Source organism: Actinoplanes palleronii (assembly GCF_016862315.1).
Lineage (GTDB): Bacteria > Actinomycetota > Actinomycetes > Mycobacteriales > Micromonosporaceae > Actinoplanes > Actinoplanes palleronii.
Genome location: NZ_BOMS01000214.1, coordinates 1 through 1793, shown reverse-complemented (window position 1 = coordinate 1793; position 1793 = coordinate 1). Strand labels below are relative to the sequence as shown.

General features: G+C 65.9%; 1 protein-coding gene. It reads right to left on the bottom strand.

Going from position 1 to position 1793, the window contains the following annotated elements:
* Positions 1-26 precede the first annotated feature (26 nt).
* Positions 27-1793: IS1182 family transposase (locus tag Apa02nite_RS50660; RefSeq protein ID WP_239165150.1), on the bottom strand; the 1767-nt coding region annotated here is incomplete at its 5' end.

Here is a 1793-nt window from a genome sequence, read left to right as displayed (position 1 = left end):
AGACCCTGTTGGTTTATTTGGTGGGGTTATGCGGCGAGGGTGAAGTTGAGGCGTTGGAGGTGGGTTGTTCGGGTGCGGTCGAGGGGGTGGCCGGTCCAGTGGTTGTCGAGGCGGTGGATGTTGATCGCGGTTGCGGCGATGGTGTGTTCGAGGGTGGTTTTGGGCAGGCCGCGGTAGCGGGCGGTGCGGATTCCGGTGACGTGGGTGGCTTGGCGGATGGTGCCTTCGACGCCGGCGCGGGTGGCGTAGAGGGTTTTCCATTCCGGGGTGGTTTGTGTGGTGCGGGCGGTGGTGAGGGTTTCGTGGATGTCGCGGGGTTGGATGCTGACTTTGCGGCGGTCGGCGCGGGTGCAGGGTTCGCGGGTGGGGCAGGGGCGGCAGGTTGTGATCGGCCAGGCGACCACGATGGTGTCGGTGTTGTGGGAGCGGGTGGGGGTCCAGCTGCTGCTGGTGTTGCCTTGTGGGCAGGTGCCCTGGCGGGTGTCGTAGTCGAACGTGAACGCGGTTCTGTCGTAGCCGTGTCCGGCTCTGGCTTGCGCGGAGTTGTCGGTCAGTAGTGGTGTGATCAGGGTGATGCCGTGTTGGTGGGCGGCGGTCACGATGATGTGCGCGGAGGAGTATCCGGCGTCGGTGAGGTGTTCGGCGGGAGCCAGGTTTTTGTTGTCGAGTTGCTGGTGGATGGTGGTGGTCATCGCGGTGTCGGGGACGGTCGCGGTGGTGGTGGCGATGTTCGTGATCAGGTTCGGGAGTTCACCGGGCCCGGTATCCGTGCCGGCCGTGCTGGGTGGGTCGCAGGTTTCGGTGATGTGGACTTTGTAGCCGGTCCAGGTGGTGTCGCGTTTGATGCTGTATCGGGCGTCGAGGTCGTACGGGGAGATGATTTTGTTTCTGGCGGGCGGGATGCCGTCCCCGTCAGGGGCGGGGTCCCGCCGTCGCACCTCCTGCCGGCCGGTGCCGGTGGTGCGGTAGTACTGCTGGATCCAGATCTGGCGTAATGCCTGCACGGCGGGCAGGTTGGTCAGCCAGCCGGGTGCGTCCGGGTGGTGGATCGCGTCGAGCAGGTGGTAGCCGTCGACGCCGTACTGGGTCATCAGGGCGTCGCGGCGGGTTTGGCTTTCCGGCAGGCGCAGGTTGTCGATCCGGGCGCCGTAAACCTGGGCCCAGGACGCGTCGATGGTGGCGGTCAGCCAGTCCGGGGCGGCCGCGGCCAGGGCTTCCAGGGTGGCACGCAGGGTTTCCCCGGCCAGTTCGAGACGGTTCAGGTTCCGGATCGCGGCCAGGACATGGGTCGAATCGGTGCGTTGCCGGCCGCGGGCTTTGACCAGCCCGAGCCCGGCCAGCCGGACCAGCAGGGCGTCCAGGGCCAGGGCGGTCAGGTCACCGTCGACCAGCCGATCCCGGAACTCGCTCAGGACGGTGAAGTCGAAACCCGGGTCTTCCAATTCGAGACCGAGCGCGTATTTCCAGGTGATCCGGTCCCGGACCGCGTCCGCGGCCTGCCGGTCGGTCAGGTTCTCCGAAAACTGCAACACCGTGACGATCATCAACTGCGCCGGGGAGATCCCGGGCCGGCCCCGCACCCCGAACGCCGCCGTGAACTGGGAATCCTCATACACCTGACCCAGCTCGTCACGGATCCGGGTGGCGAGATTTCCCTTACGAAACGACGCCTGAGCCATCCGCGCGGTCAACTCCGGCACCTCAGGCCACGGCCTCGGCTGTAACGACATAACCCCACAATGTATCGATACACCGAAGGAAACGGCACACCTACAAATTAACCAACAGGGTCT